Origin of the sequence: Streptomyces sp. SP18CS02 (genome assembly GCF_036322365.1) — a bacterium.
In the GTDB taxonomy this organism is placed as follows: domain Bacteria; phylum Actinomycetota; class Actinomycetes; order Streptomycetales; family Streptomycetaceae; genus Streptomyces.
Genome location: NZ_JAQYXC010000132.1, coordinates 1 through 328, shown reverse-complemented (window position 1 = coordinate 328; position 328 = coordinate 1). Strand labels below are relative to the sequence as shown.

Annotated in this window: 1 protein-coding gene; it reads left to right on the top strand. The window is 73.2% G+C overall.

From position 1 onward, the window contains the following. Positions 1-105 precede the first annotated feature (105 nt). Positions 106-328 (top strand): hypothetical protein (locus PUR26_RS00890; RefSeq protein ID WP_329868223.1); only part of this gene is annotated, 223 nt, incomplete at its 3' end.

The following is a 328-nucleotide window of genomic DNA, read 5'->3' as shown; positions in this document are numbered from 1 at the left end:
GTACGGCCGGCGGGTTGCCCTCGCCCGCGCGCTCGACGGGATCGGCATCGGGCCCTGGGCCATCCATCGCCGTACCGGCGGTGTGCCGCTGGGGGTGGCGGTCTGATGGGCGCGTTCCAGGTGCTGGTGAGCCGTGTGCCCGGAAAGCCCGAGCGGCGCGAGGCCGACGGGTCGAGCGCCATCGACCGCTGGCTCCGTCGTGAAGGCGCCTTCGAGTCCGATGCCGCACTGCGTCTCTCCCCGGCCGAGGCGGAGGTGCTGCACGCCCAGCTCTGCTACGCCCTGGACGACACGACCGCCGAGCTGATCATTCCGCCCTCCGACGTGC